This window comes from Mycobacterium sp. UNC410CL29Cvi84 (assembly GCF_000686745.1).
In the GTDB taxonomy this organism is placed as follows: Bacteria; Actinomycetota; Actinomycetes; order Mycobacteriales; family Mycobacteriaceae; genus Mycobacterium; species Mycobacterium mucogenicum_B.
Map to the genome: position 1 here is coordinate 77,843 of NZ_JMLM01000008.1, position 17,883 is coordinate 95,725.

A 17,883-nucleotide genomic window follows, 5' to 3' on the forward strand; every position below is an offset into this window, starting at 1 on the left:
TGGCGGCCCACGCAGGAGGACGAGGTTTTCAGAGTTTTGATTCTGCGCGCCCCGACCTTTCTGTGTCGGGGCGCTTTGCATTTTCCGGACCGAATCCCCGGCAGTCTCCAGTGGGCCGATGAATACACCACAAGGAGGCATGTATGGCCACGGCTGAAAAAGCCACTGCGGTCGCTGACATCGCCGAACAGTTCAAGGCCTCGACGGCCACTGTCGTGACCGAGTACCGCGGTCTGACGGTTGCCAATCTCGCCGAGCTGCGTCGTTCCCTTGGTGCTTCCGCGACCTACACCGTCGCCAAGAACACCCTGGTCAAGCGCGCCGCCTCGGAGGCCGGGATCGAAGGCCTCGACGACCTGTTCGCAGGTCCGACCGCCATCGCGTTCATCACCGGCGAGCCGGTCGATGCCGCGAAGACACTCAAGAAGTTCGCGAAGGATCACAAGCAGCTCGTCATCAAGGGCGGCTACATGGACGGCGCTGCGCTGTCCGTGGCCCAGGTCGAGAAGATCGCCGACCTCGAGTCGCGCGAAGTGCTGCTGTCCAAGCTGGCCGGCGCCATGAAGGCAAAGCAGTCTCAGACCGCCGCGCTGTTCGCTGCGCCCGCGTCTCAGATCGCCCGCCTGGCGGCCGCTCTGCAGGACAAGAAGGCCGCCGAAGACTCGGCTGCCTGAGCTACCCCACAACCACAAAAGAAGTAATAAGGAAGGACCATTCACATGGCCAAGCTGTCCACCGAAGAACTGCTCGACGCGTTCAAGGAAATGACCCTGCTGGAGCTCTCGGAGTTCGTGAAGCAGTTCGAGGAGACCTTCGACGTCACCGCCGCCGCTCCGGTCGCCGTTGCCGCCGCTGGTGCCGCTCCCGCCGCCGCTGAGGCCGGCGAAGAGCAGTCCGAGTTCGACGTCATCCTCGAGGGTGCCGGCGACAAGAAGATCGGCGTCATCAAGGTCGTCCGCGAGATCGTTTCGGGCCTGGGCCTGAAGGAAGCCAAGGACCTGGTCGACGGCGCCCCCAAGCCGCTGCTGGAGAAGGTCTCGAAGGAGGCCGCCGAGGACGCCAAGGCCAAGCTCGAGGCCGCCGGCGCTTCGGTGTCCGTCAAGTAAGTTCGCCAGAACTGACGTTTTCCCCCGGAGTCCCTTGTGGACTCCGGGGGATTTCGCTTTTCAGAGGATATAAATCGGGGCATTTCGGACCATCCGGGTGACGATGGGGTAGTTGGCTCCGCATCCATCGGAGTGACTTTGTGGCAGGCCGTCCGATAGTTGGAACAAGGTGCAACAGGCCGCGATCGATGCGCTACAGTGACTCAAGCCACAGGCAGGGCAGCAAATGGCGCGCGAGCGCTGGCGGAAGGGATCTCATATGGGCGTCCAAATCGACGTAACGGGACTGAGCAAGTCCTTTGGCTCGTCGAAGATTTGGGAAGACGTCACTTTGACCATTCCCGCCGGTGAGGTCAGCGTCATGCTGGGTCCGTCCGGTACCGGTAAGTCCGTGTTCCTGAAGTCCCTGATCGGCCTGCTGCGCCCCGAGCGCGGCTCGATCGTCATCGACGGCACCAACATCATCGAGTGCTCGGCCAAGGAGTTGTACGAGATCCGCACCCTGTTCGGTGTGCTGTTCCAGGACGGCGCGCTGTTCGGCTCGATGAACATCTACGACAACACGGCCTTCCCGCTGCGTGAGCACACCAAGAAGTCCGAGTCCGAGATCCGCAAGATCGTCATGGAGAAGCTGGACGTCGTGGGTATGCCCAACGACGGTCACAAGTTCCCGGGCGAAATCTCCGGTGGTATGCGCAAGCGTGCCGGCCTGGCCCGCGCCCTCGTGCTGGACCCCAAGATCATCCTGGTCGACGAGCCGGACTCCGGTCTGGACCCGGTCCGTACCGCCTACCTGTCGCAGCTGCTGATCGACATCAACGCCCAGATCGACGCGACGGTGCTGATCGTTACCCACAACATCAACATCGTGCGTACGGTGCCGGACAACATCGGCATGCTCTACCGCAAGCACCTGGTCATGTTCGGTCCCCGCGAGGTGCTGCTGACCAGTGAGGAGCCCGCGGTCAAGCAGTTCCTCAACGGTCGTCGTATCGGCCCGATCGGTATGTCCGAGGAGAAGGACGCCGCGACCGCTGCCGCCGAGCAGGCCGCGATCGACGCCGGTCACTCCGACGGTGGTGTCGAGGAGATCGAGGGTGTGCCGCCGCAGATCGAGGTCACCCCGGGCATGCCCGTCCGGCAGGCCGTCGCCCGCCGTCAGGCGCGCGTGCGTTCGATCCTGCACACCCTGCCGCCCGCCGCGCAGGCCGCCATCCTCGAAGACCTCAACAAGAACGGCCGCGGTGCTGACGACCCGGTGACCGCCCAGATTCCGCGGGCCTGATCCGCAGAACGTCGAAAATCGCGCCCGGGCTGGAATCCAGCCCGGGCGCGATTTTGTCTCGGTGAGGGTGCACTCAGACGGCGAAACTCCGCTCGGCGGGCGCTGCGGGCACGCTCGAGGCGTTGCGGAGGGGTGGACGGACCGTGATCTTGGTCACGCCTGATCTGCCGGCCGTGCCCTGTGAGTGGCGCCGGCGGACCTGCTGCGTCACGATGAAAGCGCCCCGGTTCGCCATTTGCCGGCAAAACTCCACACCAAACACCGTGGCAAGTCTTGACTGATGCCCGCAAACGGGCCAATCTGTTGGGCAGCATGTATTCGAGAGTTGTGTTGATGGGTTCAGACGCCAGCCAGCGTTATCCGTTGAAACTCTCCCCAAACATGCCGTGGTTGAGGAATGCGCCGTCCTACGCTAATGTTGGACGTTGCGCTGGCTGCATCCTGCCCACCTCACCCGCACCTGACACCTTCTAGCCTGAGCGTTGCTCAGTGATCTAGACGCGTGCCCTGTGTCCTGTAAGGCCCGGACTGTGAGAACGCCAGCCGGACCGACGCAGATAGAGCGGCAATTCGGACCGGTTTCGACCGGCACCGGAATGGTCGCATCAGGTGCTGGAAGGACGCATCTTGGCAGTCTCTCGCGAGAGCAAGTCAGTAGATTCCAACAACTCCGTCCCAGGAGCGCCGAACCGAGTCTCGTTCGCCAAGCTGCGCGAACCACTTGAGGTTCCGGGCCTGCTCGACGTACAGACGGATTCCTTCGAGTGGCTGATCGGCTCGGACCGCTGGCGCTCGAAGGCAGTCGACCGCGGCGACATCAACCCGGTTGGCGGCCTCGAAGAGGTCCTCGCCGAGCTGTCGCCGATCGAGGACTTCGCCGGCACCCTGTCGCTGAGCTTCTCCGACCCGCGCTTCGACGAGGTCAAGGCCCCGGTCGACGAGTGCAAGGAAAAGGACCAGACGTACGCGGCCCCGCTGTTCGTCACGGCTGAGTTCATCAACAACACCACCGGCGAGATCAAGAGCCAGACGGTCTTCATGGGTGACTTCCCGATGATGACCGAAAAGGGCACCTTCATCATCAACGGCACCGAGCGCGTCGTCGTGTCGCAGCTCGTCCGTTCGCCCGGTGTGTACTTCGACGAGTCCATCGACAAGGCCACCGAGAAGACCCTGCACAGCGTCAAGGTCATCCCGGGCCGTGGCGCCTGGCTGGAGTTCGACGTCGACAAGCGCGACACCGTCGGTGTCCGCATCGACCGCAAGCGCCGCCAGCCCGTCACCGTGCTGCTGAAGGCCCTCGGCTGGACCAACGAGCAGATCCGCGAGCGCTTCGGCTTCTCCGAGATCATGATGGGCACCCTCGAGAAGGACCCGACCGCCGGTCCCGACGAGGCCCTGCTGGACATCTACCGGAAGCTGCGCCCGGGCGAGCCGCCGACCAAGGAGTCGGCGCAGACCCTGCTGGAGAACCTGTTCTTCAAGGAGAAGCGCTACGACCTGGCTCGCGTCGGCCGGTACAAGGTCAACAAGAAGCTGGGCCTGCACGATGGCAACCCGGCCCAGGTGACCGCGACGACGCTGACCGAAGAGGACATCGTCGCCACCATCGAGTACCTGGTGCGCCTGCACGACGGTGACAAGACCATGACCGCCCCCGGCGGCGTGGAGGTCCCCGTCGAGGTCGACGACATCGACCACTTCGGCAACCGTCGTCTGCGCACCGTGGGCGAGCTGATCCAGAACCAGATCCGGGTCGGCCTGTCGCGTATGGAGCGTGTCGTCCGCGAGCGCATGACCACGCAGGACGTCGAGGCGATCACCCCGCAGACCCTGATCAACATCCGTCCCGTCGTGGCGGCGATCAAGGAGTTCTTCGGTACGTCGCAGCTGTCGCAGTTCATGGACCAGAACAACCCGCTGTCGGGTCTGACCCACAAGCGTCGTCTGTCGGCGCTGGGCCCTGGTGGTCTGTCCCGTGAGCGCGCCGGCCTCGAGGTCCGCGACGTCCACTCGTCGCACTACGGCCGCATGTGCCCGATCGAGACCCCTGAAGGCCCGAACATCGGTCTGATCGGCTCGCTGTCGGTGTACGCGCGGGTGAACCCGTTCGGCTTCATCGAGACGCCGTACCGCAAGGTCGTCGACGGCATCGTCACCGATCAGATCGACTACCTGACCGCCGACGAGGAGGACCGCCACGTCGTGGCGCAGGCCAACTCGCCGCTGGACGCGAACGGCCACTTCACCGAGGAGAAGATCCTCGTCCGTCGTAAGGGCGGCGAGGTCGAGTTCGTCTCGGCGAACGACGTCGACTACATGGACGTCTCGCCGCGCCAGATGGTGTCGGTCGCGACCGCGATGATCCCGTTCCTGGAGCACGACGACGCCAACCGCGCCCTGATGGGTGCGAACATGCAGCGTCAGGCGGTTCCGCTGGTGCGCAGCGAGGCCCCGCTGGTCGGTACCGGCATGGAGCTGCGTGCCGCCATCGACGCCGGTGACGTCGTCGTCGCCGACAAGTCGGGTGTCATCGAAGAGGTCTCCGCCGACTACGTCACCGTCATGGCTGACGACGGCTCGCGGCACACCTACCGGATGCGCAAGTTCAACCGCTCGAACCACGGCACGTGCGCCAACCAGCGCCCGATCGTGGACTCGGGTCAGCGTGTCGAGGCCGGCCAGGTCATCGCCGACGGCCCCTGCACCGAGAACGGTGAAATGGCCCTCGGTAAGAACCTGCTCGTGGCAGTCATGCCGTGGGAAGGCCACAACTACGAGGACGCCATCATCCTGAGCCAGCGGCTCGTGGAGCAGGACGTGCTCACCTCGATCCACATCGAGGAGCACGAGATCGATGCCCGCGACACCAAGCTGGGCGCCGAGGAGATCACCCGGGACATCCCGAACGTCTCCGACGAGGTGCTGGCTGACCTCGACGAGCGCGGCATCGTCCGCATCGGCGCCGAGGTCCGCGACGGCGACATCCTGGTCGGCAAGGTCACCCCGAAGGGTGAGACCGAGCTGACCCCGGAAGAGCGCCTGCTGCGTGCCATCTTCGGTGAGAAGGCCCGTGAGGTCCGCGACACCTCGCTGAAGGTGCCGCACGGTGAGTCCGGCAAGGTCATCGGCGTCCGCGTGTTCTCGCGCGAGGACGACGACGATCTGCCCGCCGGTGTCAACGAGCTGGTCCGCGTCTACGTGGCCCAGAAGCGCAAGATCTCCGACGGTGACAAGCTCGCCGGCCGCCACGGCAACAAGGGCGTCATCGGCAAGATCCTCCCGCAGGAGGACATGCCGTTCATGCCTGATGGCACCCCGGTGGACATCATCCTGAACACCCACGGTGTGCCGCGTCGTATGAACATCGGCCAGATCCTGGAAACCCACCTCGGGTGGGTCGCCAAGGCCGGCTGGAACATCGAGGGCGAGCCGGAGTGGGCAGCGAACCTGCCCGAGGGCATGCGCAGCGCCCCGCGCGACAGCATCGTCGCCACCCCGGTGTTCGACGGTGCCCGCGAGAACGAGCTGCAGGGCCTGCTGGGCGCGACGCTGCCGAACCGCGACGGTGAGGTCATGGTCGACGCCGACGGCAAGTCGCAGCTGTTCGACGGTCGTTCGGGTGAGCCGTTCCCGTACCCGGTCACGGTCGGCTACATGTACATCCTGAAGCTGCACCACCTGGTGGACGACAAGATTCACGCGCGTTCGACCGGTCCGTACTCGATGATCACCCAGCAGCCGCTCGGTGGTAAGGCGCAGTTCGGTGGCCAGCGGTTCGGTGAGATGGAGTGCTGGGCCATGCAGGCCTACGGCGCGGCGTACACGCTGCAGGAGCTGCTGACCATCAAGTCCGACGACACCGTCGGTCGCGTGAAGGTCTACGAGGCGATCGTCAAGGGCGAGAACATCCCCGAGCCGGGCATCCCGGAGTCGTTCAAGGTTCTGCTCAAGGAACTCCAGTCGCTGTGCCTCAACGTCGAGGTGCTGTCTTCGGACGGCGCTGCGATCGAGATGCGCGACAGCGACGACGAGGACCTGGAGCGCACCGCCGCGAACCTCGGTATCAACCTGTCGCGGAACGAGTCCGCGTCTGTTGAAGACCTCGCCTAAACCGTCCGCCCGTAGTCAGCTTTTTCTGATTCATACACCCGCAAGGGGAAAGGGAGTTACGTGCTAGACGTCAACTTCTTCGATGAACTCCGCATCGGCCTGGCCACCGCGGAAGACATCCGTAATTGGTCGTACGGCGAGGTCAAGAAGCCGGAGACCATCAACTACCGCACGCTCAAGCCCGAAAAGGACGGCCTGTTCTGCGAGAAGATCTTCGGACCGACTCGCGACTGGGAGTGCTACTGCGGTAAGTACAAGCGCGTCCGCTTCAAGGGCATCGTCTGCGAGCGCTGTGGCGTCGAGGTGACTCGCGCCAAGGTGCGTCGTGAGCGCATGGGCCACATCGAGCTGGCCGCGCCGGTCACCCACATCTGGTACTTCAAGGGCGTTCCGTCGCGCTTGGGCTACCTGCTGGACCTGGCCCCGAAAGATCTGGAAAAGATCATCTACTTCGCGGCCTACGTCATCACCTCGGTCGACACCGAGATGCGGCACAACGAGCTGTCGACGCTCGAGGCCGAGATGGTCGTCGAGAAGAAGGCCGTTGAAGATCAACGGGACCTCGATCTCGCCGAGCGCGCGCAGAAGCTCGAGCAGGACCTGGCCGAGCTGGAGAAGGAAGGCGCCAAGTCCGACGTCCGCCGCAAGGTGCGCGACGGTGGCGAGCGCGAGATGCGTCAGCTCCGCGACCGGGCCCAGCGTGAGCTGGACCGGCTCGACGAGATCTGGACCACCTTCACCAAGCTGGCCCCGAAGCAGCTCATCGTCGATGAGGTGCTGTACCGCGAGCTGCAGGACCGCTACGGCGAGTACTTCACCGGTGCCATGGGTGCCGAGTCGATCAAGAAGCTCATCGAGACCTTCGACATCGACGCCGAGGCCGAGTCGCTGCGCGACACCATCAAGAACGGCAAGGGCCAGAAGAAGCTGCGCGCCCTCAAGCGTCTGAAGGTCGTCGCCGCGTTCCAGCAGTCCGGCAACTCGCCCATGGGCATGGTGCTCGACGCCGTTCCGGTGATCCCGCCGGAGCTGCGCCCGATGGTTCAGCTGGACGGTGGCCGCTTCGCGACCTCCGACCTGAACGACCTGTACCGCCGCGTCATCAACCGCAACAACCGGTTGAAGCGACTGATCGACCTCGGTGCGCCCGAGATCATCGTCAACAACGAGAAGCGCATGCTGCAGGAGTCTGTGGACGCGCTGTTCGACAACGGCCGTCGTGGCCGGCCGGTCACCGGTCCGGGCAACCGTCCGCTCAAGTCGCTGTCCGACCTGCTCAAGGGCAAGCAGGGTCGCTTCCGTCAGAACCTGCTGGGTAAGCGCGTCGACTACTCGGGCCGTTCGGTCATCGTCGTCGGCCCGCAGCTCAAGCTGCACCAGTGTGGTCTGCCGAAGCTGATGGCCCTCGAGCTGTTCAAGCCGTTCGTGATGAAGCGTCTGGTCGACCTGAACCACGCGCAGAACATCAAGAGCGCCAAGCGCATGGTCGAGCGTCAGCGTCCCCAGGTGTGGGATGTCCTCGAAGAGGTCATCGCCGAGCACCCGGTGCTGCTGAACCGTGCACCTACGCTGCACCGCCTGGGTATCCAGGCCTTCGAGCCGCAGCTGGTGGAAGGCAAGGCCATCCAGCTGCACCCGCTGGTGTGTGAGGCGTTCAACGCCGACTTCGACGGTGACCAGATGGCCGTGCACCTCCCGCTGTCGGCGGAGGCGCAGGCCGAGGCGCGCATTCTGATGCTGTCGTCGAACAACATCCTGTCGCCGGCGTCGGGCCGCCCGCTCGCCATGCCGCGTCTGGACATGGTGACCGGTCTGTTCTTCCTGACCACGCAGATCGACGGTGACCTCGGCGAGTTCACGCCGGCCACCAAGGATCAGCCGGAGACCGGCGTCTACAGCAGCCCGGCCGAGGCCATCATGGCCATGGACCGTGGTGCGCTGTCGGTGCGCGCGAAGATCAAGGTCCGCCTGACGCACCTGCGTCCGCCGGCCGAGATCGAGCAGCAGCTGTTCGAGAACGGCTGGAAGCCGGGCGACGCGTGGACCGCGGAGACCACCCTGGGGCGCGTGCTCTTCAACGAGCTGCTGCCGAAGGGCTACCCGTTCGTCGACAAGCAGATGCACAAGAAGGTCCAGGCGGCGATCATCAACGATCTCGCCGAGCGCTACCCGATGATCGTCGTGGCGCAGACCGTCGACAAGCTGAAGGATGCCGGTTTCCACTGGGCGACCCGCTCGGGCGTGACGGTCTCGATGGCCGACGTTCTGGTGCCGCCGCAGAAGCAGGAAATCCTGGAGCGCTACGAGGGCCAGGCCGACGCGATCGAGAAGAAGTACCAGCGCGGTGGTCTGAACCATGAGGAGCGCAACGAGTCGCTGGTCAAGATCTGGCAGCAGGCCACCGAAGAGGTCGGTAAGGCTCTGGAGGACTACTACCCGGCGGACAACCCGATCATCACGATCGTGAAGTCGGGCGCCACGGGTAACCTCACCCAGACCCGCACCCTGGCCGGCATGAAGGGTCTGGTGACGAACCCGAAGGGTGAGTTCATCCCGCGGCCCATCAAGTCGTCCTTCCGCGAGGGCCTGACGGTGTTGGAGTACTTCATCAACACCCACGGTGCTCGTAAGGGTCTGGCCGATACCGCTCTGCGTACCGCCGACTCGGGCTACCTGACCCGTCGTCTGGTCGACGTGTCGCAGGACGTCATCGTCCGCGAGACCGACTGTGAGACCGAGCGCGGCGTCATCGTCACGCTGGCCGAGGTCCAGGCCGACGGTTCGCTGGTGCGCGATGCGCACGTCGAGACGTCCGCCTACGCGCGGACCCTGGCCACCGATGCGGTCGACGCGAACGGCAACGTCGTCGTCGAGCGTGGCCACGATCTCGGTGACCCCGCGATCGAGGCCCTTCTGGCTGCGGGTATCTCGACGGTCAAGGTGCGTTCGGTGCTGACCTGTGCCACTGGCACAGGCGTGTGTGCCAAGTGCTACGGCCGCTCGATGGCCACCGGCAAGCTGGTCGACATCGGCGAGGCCGTCGGTATCGTCGCCGCCCAGTCCATCGGTGAGCCCGGTACCCAGCTGACGATGCGTACCTTCCACCAGGGTGGTGTTACCGGTGGCGCCGACATCGTCGGTGGTCTGCCGCGCGTCCAGGAGCTGTTCGAGGCCCGCGTGCCCCGCAACGTCGCTCCGATCGCCGATGTGGCCGGCCGGGTGCAGCTGGAAGAGGACGACAAGTTCTACAAGATCACCATCGTTCCCGACGATGGTGGCGAGGAAGTCGTCTACGACAAGCTGCCGCGTCGTAACCGTCGCCTGCGCGTCTTCAAGCACGACGACGGCACCGAGCGCCTGCTGGCCGATGGTGACCACGTCGAGGTCGGCCAGCAGCTCATGGAGGGTTCGGCGAACCCCCACGAGGTGCTCCGCGTCCAGGGCCCCCGCGAGGTGCAGATTCACCTCGTCAAGGAGGTCCAGGAGGTCTACCGCGCACAGGGTGTGTCGATCCACGACAAGCACATCGAGGTCATCGTTCGCCAGATGCTGCGTCGCGTGACGATCATCGACTCGGGCTCGACGGAGTTCCTGCCCGGTTCGCTGACCGAGCGCAGCGAGTTCGAGACCGAGAACCGTCGCGTCGTGGCCGAGGGTGGCGAGCCCGCGGCCGGACGTCCGGTGCTGATGGGTATCACGAAGGCATCGCTGGCCACGGACTCGTGGCTGTCGGCGGCGTCGTTCCAGGAGACCACTCGCGTGCTGACCGATGCGGCGATCAACTGCCGTAGCGACAAGCTGCAGGGCCTGAAGGAGAACGTGATCATCGGTAAGTTGATCCCGGCCGGTACGGGCATCAACCGGTACCGCAACATCCAGGTCCAGCCGACCGAGGAAGCCCGCGCTGCGGCGTACACGATCCCGTCCTACGAGGATCAGTACTACAGCCCGGACTTCGGTCAGGCCACTGGTGCTGCCGTGCCGCTGGACGACTACGGCTACAGCGACTACCGCTAGTCAGTCAAGGAGAAGGCCCCCGCGCTCTGCGCGGGGGCCTTTTTCATTTTCGTGTGTCCTGGCCTCCGAACGACGTGTCAGGATCGTTCCGGGGGAGGATCACATGCGAACACGCACCATCACGGCGGTCAGTGCTGCTGTCTTCATCGTCGCGACCAGCGCGGGCTGTCAATCCGGCGACGCCGGTAGCCCGGCAACAACGTCGACCACAACGTCAACCTCGACGCCGACCGCGCCGCCACCGCCACCACCACCGCCGGCCGGGCCCCTAGTGCAGATACCGCAGCTCAAGGGGCTGATGCCGGACCCCGGCCAGGTGAGCGCGGCCGTCAACGTCCCGAACCTCGGGATCAGCGAGAGCCATGACTCGCTTGACCTGCTGCCCGACGACTACGCCTCGGACATGACCTGCGTGAGTGCGCTCTCCGATGCCGCGATCCAGCCGTACTCGGAGACGCCCGTCGTGCTGGTCCGAACCCAGGACTACGCGCCGGCCGACGGTTCGGGAACCTTCCTGGCCACCGTCTCGGCCGTCCTCTATGAGACGGCGCAGGACGCGCAGGACCTGGTGACGTCGACGGTCAACGCGTGGCATGGCTGCGCCGGCAAGCAAATTCAGGTCAAGATGGCCACACCCGCGACGTTCACCGTCGGTACGGCGTCGGTCACCGGCGCCGTCAACACCGTCGTCAACAACCGCACCGCACCGCCGGCACCCGGCTGGGCCTGCGGGCGGGGCATCACGGCCCGGAACAACGTCGTGATCGATCTGACGGTGTGCGGCAGTGATCCCGCCGCCGTCGGTGCCGGGGCCACGGCACTGGTCAACCAGATCGTCGCGAAGGTGCCGGCATGACGAATTCTCTGCGCCAGAAGCTTTGGCCAGCAACGATTTTCGCTGCGGCCGCACTACTGTCGTCGTGCACCTCTGCTGTCGACGGCAGTCCCACTGCCGCGCCGCAGACCGTCACATCGTCGGCGCCGAGTCCGACGGCAGCGCCACCGCCCGGGGCCGATCTGCAGCCCCTGGTCCTGCCGACCGACGAACTACGCCGGATCATGAACGACCCGACGATGGTCAAGATCTCCACCTGGCGCCGCGGCAGCGACGGCCTCAGCGTCGTTTTCACGCCCCCGCAGTGCAGCGTCGTCGCGACGCCGGGTATGCGGGCGGCCCTCGATGCCAGCGGCAACACCGGGGTCTACTACGTGACCTACACCAGCACCGCGTCGGTGATGGTGCAGGTGACCCAGGGTGTCGTCGGTTTCGCCGACCCGGCCGCCGCGCGTGCCATGATCGCGGCGCAGCAGCCGGTCTGGCAGCAGTGCGCCAACATCGACGTCGGGATAACGATCGGTGACCAGAGCGGTACCCAACACGACAATGCGCTGCAGGCGAGCGGAGATTCGTTGTCGTTGTCGTACGCGTTCGGGCCCATGCAGTGCATGCGCACGCTGGCTGCCAAGAACGCGGTCGTCGTCGACAACGTGGTGTGTTCGCCGGATCCGGCAGGTCCGGCGACCGCCATCTTGACCGGCATCCTGGACAAGGTGCACTGAGGCTGCTCAGCGGGCGAGTTGGTTCACCGCGCCCGCGAACACCCAGGGCAGGGCGGCAGCGGCCGGGACGATGCGGGACCGGACCACCGGCACCGAGCCGGCCCGCACCAGCGCCTCGGTCAGCAGCCGGTAGCGCCGGGTCAGGTTGCGCCAGCGGCGGTCGTACTCGTCGACCCGGTCGCGGACGACGCAGTCGACCAGTGCCTCGGCCGCGCTGAACGCCAACCCGAGGCCTTCGCCGGTCAACGCGTCGACGTAGCCCGCGGCGTCGCCGACCAGCAGCACCCGGCCGGCGACGCGCGCCCGTACCTGCTGCCGCAACGGCCCGGCCGCCAGGTCGGGACCGAACTCGTGTCCCTCGACCCGTTGACGCAGCTCGTCGAACACCGCGAACTTCGAATCGAAGCCGCCGCGGCCGGCGGACAGGATCGCGATGCCGACGCAGTCGTCGGCCACCGGCGTCACGTACGCCTCGGCCTCACGGCTCCAATGCACTTCGACGTTGTCGGTCCACGGCGTCATCTGGATGTGCCGCCGGATACCCCAGCGGCGCGGGCCGTCAGCCGGTCGCGCCAGCCCGAGGTCGCGGCGGATCGCCGAGTGCAGGCCGTCCGCCGCCGCCAGATAGCGGGCACGCATCCCCGCCGCCCGCACGCCGTCCGCGTCCTGCGTGATCTCGGCGGCCGCCGCCTGCACGACCTTGACCCCGGCGGCCCGGGCGGCGTCGGACATCGCCGCGTGCAGCGTCGTGCGGCGCACCCCGCGGCCGACACCGTCACGGAACGGAGCCTCGACCCTTGTCGCGCCCGCGTGATAGCTGATGCCGCGCAGCGTCCGGCCCGGTGCCGTCACGCCCAGCCGGTCCAGCTGGGCGAGCGAGTGCGGCATCAGGCCTTCGCCGCAGGCCTTGTCCAGCGTGCCCGGCCGCCGCTCGACGACGACCGCCTCCAGACCCGCGCGGGCCGCGCACAGCGACGTCGCCAACCCTGCCGGACCACCGCCGATCACGAGGAGGTCGATCACGACAGGCTCGCCAGCGCGGTGTTCTCGACGCGCAGCCGGATGCGCAGTAGCACTGCGTTGAGCACTGTGAACACCGCGGCCGTCAGCCACGCGGTGTGCACCAGCGGCAGCGCGAATCCCTCGACCACCACGGCCACGTAGTTGGGATGCGACAGCCACCGGTACGGACCGCTGACGACCCGCGACGCGCCCGGTACGACGACGACGCGGGTGTTCCACTGCGTGCCGAGCGTGGCGATGCACCACCACCGCAGGGCCTGCGAGGCCAGCACCGCGGCGAGCATCGGCCAGCCGAGTGCGGGGAGGAACGGCCGGTCGAGCAGCACGGGTTCGAGTACGCACCCCGCGAGCAACCCGATGTGCAACACCACCATGACCGGGTAGTGGCCGAAGCCGTACTCGGTGCCGCCATGTGCCAGTGACCACGCCAGGTTGCGCTTGGAGACGACGAGCTCGACGAGCCGCTCGGCAGCGACGGCCGCGATCAGCGCCAGGTACCAGGCCACCGGATCAGCGCCACCGCAGCAGGACCAGTTCGGAGCAGAACCCCGGTCCCATCGCCATCATCAGGCCGAGGCTGCCCGGGGGCGGACGCTTGGCGATGGTGTCGTGCAGCACGTGCAACACCGACGCCGACGACAGGTTGCCGACCTCGGCGAGCGATCGCCACGTCAGTTCGAGGGCGTCGTCGGGCAGGCCCAGTGTCGCGGTGATCGCCTCGATCACCTTGGGCCCGCCGGGGTGGCTGACCCAGGTGCTGATATCGGCGGTCTCGAGGCCATGCGCGGCAAGGAAATTCGTGACGTCGTCGCCGAGGTACGTCTCGACGACCTTCGGCACATCGGGTGACAGGACGAGGCGGAAGCCACTCGAATCGATGTCCCAGCCCATCGTCCGTTCCGAGTCGGGATAGAGGTGGCTACGGGAATCGAGCACCTCGGGTCCTGCCGTGTCGACGGTCTCGGCGCGCCGGTCTCCGACCATGACGACGGCGCCCGCACCGTCACCGAACAGGCTGGAACCGACGACGGTCGCCATCGACGGTTCGGTCTTCGGCATCAGGGAGCACAGCTCGACCGCCAGCAGCACCGCGACGCCGTCGGGTGCGCCGCGCAGGTAGTCGTCGACCCGCGCGACGCCGGCGGCACCGGCGACGCACCCCAGCCCGAACAACGGCACCCGCCGCACGTCGGGCCGCAGCCCGATGCGGCCCGCGATCCGGGCATCCAGCGTCGGCACCGCCACCCCGGTGACGGTGGTGGTGTAGATGACGTCGACGTCGGCGGGCTCCAGCCCGGCATCGTCGAGCGCCCCGCGGATCGCGGCGCAGCCGAGGGCCACGGCGTGTTCGATGAAGACGTCGTTGGCGCGGCCGAAGTCCGTCAGATCCGGATAGTCCGCCAGCGGCAGCACCATGTGGCGGGTCTCGACCCGCGCGCTGCGGTGCAGTTTGCGGATGGCGTCCTCGTGCTCGGCGTAACCGGGGAGCTCCAGCAGCGCATCGGTGATTTGTTCCTGGGTATAGCGGTGGGGCGGCAGTTCGCTACGGACACTTGCGATTACGCTCATCATCCCTCCTCTACCCAGACCACGAGATCCAGGTCGGATCGGTTCACATGCACCACGCAACTAGGCTGGGCCACATGCTGATTGGTTCGCACGTCGACAACACCGATCCTCTGGCCGCGGCCGCCGCCGACGGTGCCGATGTGGTGCAGTTCTTCCTCGGCAACCCGCAGAGCTGGAAGAAACCCGCGCCGCGCGAGGACGCCGAGATCCTGCGCGCCGCGACGGTGCCGCTGTACGTCCACGCGCCGTACCTGATCAACGTCGCATCGGCCAACAACAAGGTGCGCATCCCGTCGCGCAAGATCCTCCAGGACACGTGCGATGCCGCGTCCGAGATCGGCGCGACGGCCGTGATCGTGCACGGCGGACACGCCGACGACAACGACATGGACGCCGGCTTCGAGCGGTGGGTGAAGGCGCTCGACGCCCTCAAGACCGACGTGCCCGTGTACCTCGAGAACACCGCCGGCGGCGATCACGCCATGGCGCGGCACTTCGACACCATCGCGCGGCTGTGGGACCGCATCGGCGACAAGGGCATCGGTTTCTGCCTGGACACCTGCCATGCGTGGGCGGCGGGGGAGGCGCTGGTCGACGCGGTGGAGCGCATCAAGTCGATCACCGGGCGCATCGATCTGGTGCACTGCAACGACTCCCGTGACGCCGCCGGTTCCGGGGCCGACCGGCACGCGAACTTCGGTTCGGGCCAGATCGACCCGCAGTTGCTGGCAGCGGTGGTCCGCGCTGCGGACGCTCCCGTCATCTGCGAGACGTCCGAGGACGGCCGCAAGGACGACATCGCGTTCCTCCGCGAGAACGTTTAGTCAGCACCGACAATTGTGATAAACCCGTCGGGTGCAAGACGCCAACACTGAGGTAACAGAGACACCCGACGCCGGTTACGAGCGTGGCCTGTCCGCCAGAACCGTGCAGATGATCGCGATCGGCGGGGCCATCGGTACCGGCCTGTTCTACGGCGCCGGCGGGGCCATCGAGAAGGCCGGTCCGGCGCTGATCCTGGCGTACCTCACGGCGGGCCTGGCCGTGTTCGTCATCATGCGCGCGCTCGGTGAGCTGCTGGTCTACCGCCCGGTGTCGGGCAGCATCTCGGAATACGCCGAGGAGTTCATGGGCCGGTTCGCCGGGTTCGCGAACGGCTGGACGTACTGGGCGGTGTGGGCCACGACGTGCATGGCCGAGATCACGGTCGCCGGCAAGTACGTGCAGTACTGGCCGTGGGGGCACGACATCCCGCAGTGGGTGACGGCGCTGGTCGTGCTGCTGGTGTTGTTCGTGGCGAACCTGATCTCGGTGAAGATCTTCGGTGAGGCCGAGTTCTGGTTCTCGATGATCAAGGTGACCGCGATCATCGGCATGATCATCATCGGTATCGGTGTGCTGCTGCCGATCGCCGGCTTCGGCCCGGCCACCGGCCCGAGCCTGAACAACCTGTGGAACGACGGCGGCTTCTTCCCGACGGGCTTCAGCTCGGCGTTGCTGAGCCTGCAGATCGTGGTGTTCGCCTACGTCGGCGTCGAGCTCGTCGGTGTCACCGCGGGCGAGGCCGAGAACCCGAAGGTGACGCTGCGCAAGGCGATCAACACGTTGCCCTTCCGCATCGGCCTGTTCTACGTGGGCGCCCTGATCGTCATCCTGTCGATCCAGGGCTGGCGGCACTACCACGCCGGCCAGAGCCCGTTCGTCGCGGTGTTCCAGTACCTGAACATCCCCGCCGCCGCGGGCATCGTGAACTTCATCCTGCTGACGGCGGCGCTGTCGTCGTGCAACTCGGGCATCTATTCGACGGGCCGCATGGTGCGCAGTCTCGCCCAGCGTGGCGACGCGCCCGCCGGTCTGCAGTCGCTGAGCAGCCGGCACGTACCGATGCTCGCCATCTGCTTCTCGGCCCTCACCATGGGCGTCGGCGTCCTGGTGAACTACCTGTCGCCGGACAAGGCGTTCGCCTACATCACCTCGGTGTCGACCATCGGCATCATCTTCGTGTGGGGCTCGATCCTGGTGTCGCACTTCATCTATCGCCAGCGGGTGGCCGCCGGCGTGCTGCCGGCGTCGGACTACCGCCTGCCGGGCGCGCCCTACACGACGTTCCTGGCGCTCGGGTTCCTGGCGCTCGTCGTCGTGCTGCTGTTCTTCACCGACGACGGACGGACCGCGATCCTCGTGGGTGCCATCTGGTTCGTCATCGTGACGCTGGGTTACTTCGTGCACCGCGGCGACCGTGCCACCGAGGTCGTGACGCGGCACTAGCGAATCGCAGCCCCGACGCGGCACCGCCTACGGCTGCAACGACAGCCAGGTGCCGTGGTCGGCGATGCGCAGGGCGGCGGTGATACCGGCGTCGTCGAAGGCGCGTGCGATGTCGTCGCGGCCTTCGGTGAAGTGTGCCCAACCGTCGTAGTGAACAGGGATGTTGACCGGGGCGCCCAGAACCGCGGCGGCGGCCGCGGTTCGGATGCTGTCGAGACTGACCGGTCGATGCCGGAACTTTCCGGGCACGCGGGCGGCGCCGGCGTGCAGGATGGCTGCGTCGATGGTGCCGACGCGACGGGCGATCTCGGCGACAGTGCGAAGGGAGGCGTTGTCGCCGCTGATGTAGACGGTGGGCACCGTGCTGCCGGAAAGCACGAACCCGATGACTTCGCAGTTGACGTACCCGTCGGGGTCCCGGTCACCGTCTTCGGGCCCGTGGACGGCAGGGACGGCGGTGACGTTGAACTCGCCGGTGTCGGGCCGGGTGAGGGTGTAGGTGCTCCACGGTCGCAATCCGACGGCTGGGCTGCCGAGGCGTCTGGCTGCGCCCATTGTGGTGAGCAGCAACGGCGCGTTCTTGGCGAAGGTGCGGCCGCGCTCATCGAAGTTGTCAGCGTGGTTGTCGTGGCTGACGAGGACGACGTCGACGGCGCCGATTTGTTCCTCGGTGACGGCCGGGCCTTGGGTTTTCGTCAAGTACCCCTGTGGCCCGGGGGCGTCGAAGGTCGGGTCGCTGACGATGCGTAGTCCGCCGAGATCGAGCACGGTGGTCGGGCCGCCGACAACCAATGCAGCACAACCTTGTTGGGCCAGAGGCATGGTGGGGCTCCTGGGAGTTGCGTGTCTGCTGACCGCCGGCACTCATCGGTCAGCTTCGTCGCGAGTGTAATGAGATTTTTTCACTTGATGGCCCGACCGCGTTCGGCCATTCATATATAC

The 17,883-nt window shown here is 66.4% G+C and carries 13 protein-coding genes; 9 read left to right on the forward strand and 4 right to left on the reverse strand.

The features are described from left to right. Positions 1–143 precede the first annotated feature (143 nt). From rplJ to BR47_RS0112470, 7 genes are all read left to right on the forward strand, one after another. On the forward strand, positions 144–674 hold the full coding sequence (gene rplJ, locus BR47_RS0112435) for a 50S ribosomal protein L10 (RefSeq protein WP_029119717.1): 531 nt from the start codon (positions 144–146) through the stop codon (positions 672–674). A gap of 45 nt (positions 675–719) precedes the next feature. Continuing rightward, the gene (gene rplL / locus BR47_RS0112440) at positions 720–1,106 is read left to right on the forward strand and encodes a 50S ribosomal protein L7/L12 (RefSeq protein ID WP_020101350.1); all 387 of its coding nucleotides are present in this window, start codon (positions 720–722) and stop codon (positions 1,104–1,106) included. Between the two features lie 259 nt (positions 1,107–1,365). After that, positions 1,366–2,391, forward strand: coding sequence for an ABC transporter ATP-binding protein (locus BR47_RS30390; RefSeq protein ID WP_051128481.1), 1,026 nt, complete (start codon positions 1,366–1,368; stop codon positions 2,389–2,391). Between the two features lie 627 nt (positions 2,392–3,018). Then, positions 3,019–6,504, forward strand: a complete 3,486-nt coding sequence (rpoB, locus tag BR47_RS0112455; protein ID WP_502685703.1) for a DNA-directed RNA polymerase subunit beta — start codon at positions 3,019–3,021, stop codon at positions 6,502–6,504. A 60-nt stretch (positions 6,505–6,564) separates the two neighbouring features. Further along, positions 6,565–10,521 carry a DNA-directed RNA polymerase subunit beta' gene (locus BR47_RS0112460; protein WP_020101354.1) on the forward strand — a complete coding sequence of 1,319 codons (3,957 nt, stop codon included), beginning with the start codon at positions 6,565–6,567 and terminating at the stop codon, positions 10,519–10,521. A gap of 103 nt (positions 10,522–10,624) precedes the next feature. Next, a complete protein-coding gene (locus BR47_RS0112465) occupies positions 10,625–11,377 on the forward strand; it encodes a sensor domain-containing protein (RefSeq protein WP_081831280.1) in 753 nt (250 codons plus the stop codon). Continuing rightward, positions 11,374–12,081 carry a sensor domain-containing protein gene (locus tag BR47_RS0112470; RefSeq protein ID WP_029119719.1) on the forward strand — a complete coding sequence of 236 codons (708 nt, stop codon included), beginning with the start codon at positions 11,374–11,376 and terminating at the stop codon, positions 12,079–12,081. Before BR47_RS0112465 ends, BR47_RS0112470 begins: the two co-directional genes overlap by 4 nt. A gap of 6 nt (positions 12,082–12,087) precedes the next feature. Here the strand turns inward: BR47_RS0112470 and BR47_RS0112475 are convergent, their stop codons facing one another. The 3 genes from BR47_RS0112475 to BR47_RS0112485 are packed head-to-tail and all read right to left on the reverse strand — an operon-like array spanning position 12,088 to position 14,673. Further along, complete coding sequence (locus tag BR47_RS0112475; protein WP_029119720.1) at positions 12,088–13,104, reverse strand: NAD(P)/FAD-dependent oxidoreductase; 1,017 nt, start codon at positions 13,102–13,104, stop codon at positions 12,088–12,090. Beyond that, a complete protein-coding gene (locus BR47_RS0112480; RefSeq protein ID WP_029119721.1) occupies positions 13,101–13,610 on the reverse strand; it encodes an isoprenylcysteine carboxyl methyltransferase family protein in 510 nt (169 codons plus the stop codon). Before BR47_RS0112480 ends, BR47_RS0112475 begins: the two co-directional genes overlap by 4 nt. A 4-nt stretch (positions 13,611–13,614) precedes the next feature. Then, positions 13,615–14,673, reverse strand: coding sequence for a type III polyketide synthase (locus BR47_RS0112485; RefSeq protein ID WP_029105195.1), 1,059 nt, complete (start codon positions 14,671–14,673; stop codon positions 13,615–13,617). A gap of 74 nt (positions 14,674–14,747) precedes the next feature. Here BR47_RS0112485 and BR47_RS0112490 point away from each other — a divergent pair, with 74 nt between their 5' ends. Next, a complete protein-coding gene (locus BR47_RS0112490) occupies positions 14,748–15,497 on the forward strand; it encodes a deoxyribonuclease IV (protein ID WP_029119722.1) in 750 nt (249 codons plus the stop codon). Between the two features lie 31 nt (positions 15,498–15,528). Then, a complete protein-coding gene (locus BR47_RS0112495) occupies positions 15,529–16,941 on the forward strand; it encodes an amino acid permease (protein WP_020101361.1) in 1,413 nt (470 codons plus the stop codon). A gap of 27 nt (positions 16,942–16,968) precedes the next feature. Here the strand turns inward: BR47_RS0112495 and BR47_RS0112500 are convergent, their stop codons facing one another. Continuing rightward, entirely contained in the window at positions 16,969–17,763 is a 795-nt protein-coding gene (locus tag BR47_RS0112500; protein WP_029119723.1) for an MBL fold metallo-hydrolase, read from the reverse strand. Positions 17,764–17,883 lie beyond the last annotated feature (120 nt).

Excerpts from the sequence above, each read along its gene's own strand:
- rplJ (WP_029119717.1), top strand. The coding sequence starts at position 144 with ATGGCCACGGCTGAAAAAGCCACTGCGGTCGCTGACATCGCCGAACAG.
- rplL (WP_020101350.1), top strand. The coding sequence starts at position 720 with ATGGCCAAGCTGTCCACCGAAGAACTGCTCGACGCGTTCAAGGAAATG.
- BR47_RS30390 (WP_051128481.1), top strand. The coding sequence starts at position 1,366 with ATGGGCGTCCAAATCGACGTAACGGGACTGAGCAAGTCCTTTGGCTCG.
- BR47_RS0112465 (WP_081831280.1), top strand. The coding sequence starts at position 10,625 with ATGCGAACACGCACCATCACGGCGGTCAGTGCTGCTGTCTTCATCGTC.
- BR47_RS0112470 (WP_029119719.1), top strand. The coding sequence starts at position 11,374 with ATGACGAATTCTCTGCGCCAGAAGCTTTGGCCAGCAACGATTTTCGCT.
- BR47_RS0112485 (WP_029105195.1), bottom strand. The coding sequence starts at position 14,673 with ATGAGCGTAATCGCAAGTGTCCGTAGCGAACTGCCGCCCCACCGCTAT.
- BR47_RS0112490 (WP_029119722.1), top strand. The coding sequence starts at position 14,748 with ATGCTGATTGGTTCGCACGTCGACAACACCGATCCTCTGGCCGCGGCC.
- BR47_RS0112500 (WP_029119723.1), bottom strand. The coding sequence starts at position 17,763 with ATGCCTCTGGCCCAACAAGGTTGTGCTGCATTGGTTGTCGGCGGCCCG.